The organism is Rhodoplanes roseus, assembly GCF_003258865.1.
Lineage (GTDB): Bacteria > Pseudomonadota > Alphaproteobacteria > Rhizobiales > Xanthobacteraceae > Rhodoplanes > Rhodoplanes roseus.
Map to the genome: position 1 here is coordinate 1 of NZ_NPEX01000088.1, position 4,900 is coordinate 4,900.

The window sequence follows — 4,900 nt, forward strand, 5'->3', positions numbered from 1 at the left end:
TCTTCCGATCTGCCGGCGCGGCGGAGAGGTGAGCCATGACGTTCGACCGCCCGACTTCTATCGACCCACCTTCCCACCGAGAGAGGACTCGATGACAGGCACGTTGTCCCGGATCACCACGCTGGCGCTCGCGCTGATGCTGATCGGCGCCCCGGCGCAGGCCGCCGAGAAGATCACCTTCATGATCGACTGGCTCCCGGCCGGCGACAAGGCCGTGCCCTACCTGGCCGTGAAGAAGGGCCTGTTCGCCGCCGAAGGCCTCGACGTCACCATCCAGAGCGGCCGCGGCTCGAGCGACGTCGTGACCAAGCTCGGCACCGGCGCCGCCGACATCGGCACGGGCGGCCTCGCCGCGCTGCTGCAGGCGAAGGCCGAGACCGGCGTGCCCGTGAAGGCCGTGTACTCGATCTACACCAAGCAGGCCGACGCGATCTTCACCACCGAGGGCTCGGGCATCACCAGCCTGAAGGACGTCGCCGGCAAGAAGGTCGCGACCGCCACCTTCTCGTCGTCGAACGTGTCGTGGCCGCTGGTGCTGACCGCCAACGGCATCGACCCGGCCAGCGTGCAGCTCCTGAAGGTCGATCCGGGCGCCCTGGCCCCGATGCTGGCGGCCGGCCAGATCGTCGCCACGATCAACTGGATCACGGTCGCGGCCGCGTTCGAGGGCCCGCTCGCCGAGGCCAAGAAGACCCTGAAGGTCCTGCAGTGGTCGGACTACGGCTACGACGGCTACGGCCTGTCGCTGTTCGTCTCCGAGCGGATGCTCAAGGAGCGGCCGGCGACGGTGAAGAAGTTCGTGAAAGCCTATGCGGAGGCCACCAGGATGGCGATCGCCGACCCGAAGGCGGCGGCCGACGCGTTGAAGGCGATGGTGCCGGAGATCGACGTCGCCACCGCCGAGAAGCAGTTCGTCTCGTCGATCCCGCTGATCGTCAACGACATCTCCAAGCGTGACGGCGACGGCGCCTTCGAGCCCAAGCTGCTGGCGACGACCTGGCAGTGGGTCGCCAAGGCCCAGAACCTGCCGATCGGCAAGCTCGATCCGGAGACCGTGGTCGACCGCAGCGTCGCCAAGTGACGACGCCCAGATCAGAGCGCCGTCGCAACAGCCAGCCCCTCATGGTGAGGAGCGGCCGCCGGCCGCGTCTCGAACCATGAGGCCACCGGCGCGGCCGCCCCCGTCCTTCGAGACGCCGCCTCCGGCGGCTCCTCAGGACGAGGACGGAGCGAGGTCGCGCGCAACGCGCGGCCGTGCACATCGAGTCCGAAAGTAGCGATCATGACACCCCCGGTGATCCGCTTCGACGATCTCGGCCAGGTCTTCCGGACCGAGGCCGGCCGCGCCGTCACGGCGCTCGACCGCGTCAGCTTCGACATCGGCCGGCACGAGTTCGTCGCCGTGCTCGGTCCGTCGGGTTGCGGCAAGTCCACCCTGCTCCGGCTGATCGCCGGCCTGATCGCGCCGACCCGCGGCGCCGTCGAGATCTACGGGATGCGGGTCACCGAGCCGCGCGACGAGATCGGCATCGTGTTCCAGCGCCCGACCCTGCTGCCGTGGTTCGACGTGCTCGGCAACGTCACGTTCCCGATGCGCCACAAATACGGCCGCGTCACCGAGGTGGAGCGGGCGCGGGCGCGCGACCTGCTGGCGCTGGTCGACCTCGCCGATTTCGCCGACAAGCGCATCGACGAGCTCTCCGGCGGCATGCAGCAGCGGGTCGCGATCGCCCGTGCGCTGCTGCTCGATCCCGACATCCTGCTGATGGACGAGCCGTTCTCGGCGCTCGACGCGCTGACCCGCGACGAGATGAGCTTCGAGCTGCTGCGCATCTGGTCGGACCGGCCGAAGACCGTGCTGTTCATCACGCATTCGATTCCGGAGGCCGTGCTGCTCGCCGACCGCATCGTGGTGATGACGCCGCGTCCGGGCCGGGTGCGCGAGATCCTCGACGTGCCGCTCCCGCGTCCCCGCTCCATGGCCACCCTGACGGATCCGACATTCCATGCCCTCGCCGATCACATCCGTGGCAGTCTCTTCTCCCGTCCCGCCGCAGCCTGAGGCCGCGACGGAAACGGCACCGCCGGACGCCCGGGCCCCGCTGTCGGTGTGGCTCGACCGCTCGGCGCCGGCGGTCGCGTTCCTGGCCGTGCTGGCGGCCTGGGAGGGCGCGACACGGCTGTTCGCCATCCCGAGCTTCCTGCTGCCGGCGCCGAGCGCCGTGGTGACGGCGGCCTTGGCGACCCCGCTCGAGGTCTGGCTCGGCCATGTCTGGGCGACGCTGCGGGTCGCGCTGATGGGCTACGGGCTCGCCATCCTGGTGTCGGTGCCGCTCGCCGTCGCGCTCGCCTCGTCGCGACTGCTGTCGCGGACCCTCTATCCGCTGCTGGTGGTGGTGCAGTCGACCCCGATCGTGGCGATCGCGCCGATCATCGTGGTGACGCTCGGGGCTTCCGACCTGCCCCGCATCGTCATCACGTTCCTGATCACCTTCTTCCCGATCGTCGTCTCGACCGTCACGGGCCTGCTCTCCACCCCGGAGGAGCTGATCGAGCTGTCGCGCTCGCTGCGCGCCGGCCGGACCCGCGAGATCCTCCACATCCGCCTTCCCTATGCGCTGCCACACCTGTTCTCGGCGCTGAAGATCTCGACCACGCTCGCCGTGATCGGCGCCGTCGTCGCCGAGTTCGTCGCCGCCGAGCGCGGCCTCGGATTCTTCATCCTGTTCTCGACCTCGTTCTTCAAGATCCCGGCCGCCTTCGCCGGGCTGGTGCTGCTGGTGGCGATCAGCCTCCTGCTGTTCCGGCTGGTGGGCCTGGTGCAGAAGCGGCTGGTGCCGTGGTCGCTGCCCAAGTCGGAACGATGAGCCGCCGATGACCGACGCCTCGTCCGCCCTCGACGACGCGACGCTGCTGCGCCGCGCCTTCGACGTCGCCCGCCGCGCCCGTGCCGGCGGCGATCACCCGTTCGGCGCGATCCTGGTCGGCGCCGACGGCACCGTGCTGATGGAGCAAGGCAACGGCTACACGGCGGAGGGCCACGACGCGACCGCCCATGCCGAGCGCATCCTGGCCAGCCGCGCCGCCCGCGCCTTCGCACCGGCCGTGCTGGCGACCTGCACGCTCTATTCGTCGGCCGAGCCCTGCGCCATGTGCGCCGGCGCGATCTACTGGGCCGGCATCGGCCGCGTCGTCTACGGCCAGAGCGAGCGCCATCTCAAGCAGCAGACCGGCGACCATCCGGAGAACCCGACCCTCGACCTGCCCTGCCGCACCGTGTTCGCGGCGGGCCAGCGCAGCGTCGCCGTGACGGGCCCGCTGCTCGAGGACGAGGCCGCGGCGCTGCACGACGGGTTTTGGACGAAGCGCTGACTTTTTCCGACGGGAGGCCGCCGGAGACGGGCGGATCTCAGGCGGCGAGTCGCGCCGCCTCGGGGGCGAGCAAAAACTCTTCCAGCGGATCATGGAGCGGCGTCGCCGCGGCGGCGGCGGTCGCGGCGAGGGCCGCGCTCCGCATCGCCCGGCGGGCGTCGCGGGCCTCGACGAGCGCGGTGCGCATCGCGTGGCGGACCTCCTCGACCAGCTCGGGCCGCCGCGCGGCGCGCCGGCGAAGGTCCAGGATGTCGTCGAACGAGATGCCGGCCATCACCAGCATGCGGTCGAAGGACGGCCGATCGTCCTGCACCAGCACCAGCACCAGCGCGAGGTCGCGCATCACCCGCCGCGGCAGGTCGCGATGATCGCCGACCCGGTGGCGCCGGTAGGCGTCCTGGGCGAAGTGCATGTAGGCGGCGTGGGCCAGTGCATCCTCGGGCCCCAGAAGCCCCGGCCCGGCGGCATGGTACGCATCGATCACGGCGGCGGACGTCTTGCTCGTTCGCTTGAAGAACATGCGGCCCTCGTCGATGCACGACGGGACCATGATTTCGCCAAGCAAGTTAAAACGCCGTTACGACGCCCTGATTCAGTCGCATGCGCCTCGCCGTCGGCGTCCGCGTCACCGCCGGCTCTCGGGCGCGGCGGCATCGGCCCCGCACTCGACCACCACGTCGCCGTCGCTCAGCCGCACTCGCATGCCGTCGTAGGCGGGCTCGACGTTGTCGGGGAGGCGGCCCTTCAGCTCCTCGTAGTCGAGGTCGCTGTGGAGATTGGTGAGGATGGCGCGCTTGGGCTTCAGGCGGGCAATCCAGTCGAGCGCCTGGGCGACCGAGAAGTGGCTCGGATGCGGCTTGTCGCGCAGCGCATCGATGATCCACAGGTCGAGGCCGTGCAGCATCGCGACGCTCTCGGCCGGCAGGTCGACGAGGTCGCTCGAATAGGCGAGGTCGCCGAACCGGAAGCCGAGCGAGGGGATGTCCCCGTGGTCCTGAAGGAACGGCAGCGCCGTGACCGGCCCGCCCTGCCCGACCACCGTGACGGGCTGCCCGGGCACCAGGCGGTGCTCGTTGGCGATCGGCGGATAGGCGCTGCCGGGCGGCGTGACGAAGCAGTAGCCGAACCGCGCGAGCATCACGCGCCAGGTCGGCTCGTCGAGATACACGTCGAGACGGCGGCGCCGGTGCATGAACAGGCCGCGCAGGTCGTCGATCCCGTGCGTGTGGTCGGCGTGCTCGTGCGTGTAGAGGACGCCGTCGAGCCAGTCGACGTCGGCGTCGAGGAGCTGATCGCGCAGATCCGGCCCGGTGTCGACCAGCACGCGGGTGCGGCCGGCCGCGCCTTCGCGGTCGACCAGGATGGAGCAGCGCCGCCGCCGGTTCTTCGGATTGCTCGGGTCGCACACGCCCCAGCCCAGCGCCGGCCGCGGCACCCCGCCGGACGAGCCGCAGCCGAGGATCGTGACCGTGAGCGTCATGGCACCTCCGAAAACCGCAATGTCGTCATTCCGGGGCGCGCCGAAGGC

6 protein-coding genes are annotated in these 4,900 nt (G+C 70.6%); 4 read left to right on the forward strand and 2 right to left on the reverse strand.

Going from position 1 to position 4,900, the window contains the following annotated elements:
• The first annotated feature begins 91 nt into the window (after positions 1-91).
• From CH341_RS14285 to CH341_RS14300, 4 genes are all read left to right on the forward strand, one after another.
• On the forward strand, positions 92-1,081 hold the full coding sequence (locus CH341_RS14285; protein ID WP_111419687.1) for an ABC transporter substrate-binding protein: 990 nt from the start codon (positions 92-94) through the stop codon (positions 1,079-1,081).
• Positions 1,082-1,282: 201 nt separating this feature from the next.
• Entirely contained in the window at positions 1,283-2,062 is a 780-nt protein-coding gene (locus CH341_RS14290) for an ABC transporter ATP-binding protein (protein WP_111419688.1), read from the forward strand.
• Complete coding sequence (locus CH341_RS14295) at positions 2,028-2,867, forward strand: ABC transporter permease (protein WP_245431053.1); 840 nt, start codon at positions 2,028-2,030, stop codon at positions 2,865-2,867. Before CH341_RS14290 ends, CH341_RS14295 begins: the two co-directional genes overlap by 35 nt.
• Before the next feature lie 7 nt (positions 2,868-2,874).
• Positions 2,875-3,372, forward strand: a complete 498-nt coding sequence (locus tag CH341_RS14300; protein WP_111419690.1) for a nucleoside deaminase — start codon at positions 2,875-2,877, stop codon at positions 3,370-3,372.
• Positions 3,373-3,409: 37 nt separating this feature from the next.
• On the opposite strand, the gene CH341_RS14305 is transcribed toward CH341_RS14300, so the two are convergent.
• On the reverse strand, positions 3,410-3,892 hold the full coding sequence (locus CH341_RS14305; RefSeq protein ID WP_146604477.1) for a hypothetical protein: 483 nt from the start codon (positions 3,890-3,892) through the stop codon (positions 3,410-3,412).
• A gap of 105 nt (positions 3,893-3,997) precedes the next feature.
• Positions 3,998-4,852, reverse strand: coding sequence for an MBL fold metallo-hydrolase (locus CH341_RS14310; protein WP_111419692.1), 855 nt, complete (start codon positions 4,850-4,852; stop codon positions 3,998-4,000).
• Positions 4,853-4,900 lie beyond the last annotated feature (48 nt).

What these genes read in the sequence shown, in the direction of transcription:
- CH341_RS14285 (WP_111419687.1), top strand. Translation starts at nt 92, where the DNA reads ATGACAGGCACGTTGTCCCGGATCACCACGCTGGCGCTCGCGCTGATG.
- CH341_RS14290 (WP_111419688.1), top strand. Translation starts at nt 1,283, where the DNA reads ATGACACCCCCGGTGATCCGCTTCGACGATCTCGGCCAGGTCTTCCGG.
- CH341_RS14300 (WP_111419690.1), top strand. Translation starts at nt 2,875, where the DNA reads ATGACCGACGCCTCGTCCGCCCTCGACGACGCGACGCTGCTGCGCCGC.
- CH341_RS14305 (WP_146604477.1), bottom strand. Translation starts at nt 3,892, where the DNA reads ATGTTCTTCAAGCGAACGAGCAAGACGTCCGCCGCCGTGATCGATGCG.
- CH341_RS14310 (WP_111419692.1), bottom strand. Translation starts at nt 4,852, where the DNA reads ATGACGCTCACGGTCACGATCCTCGGCTGCGGCTCGTCCGGCGGGGTG.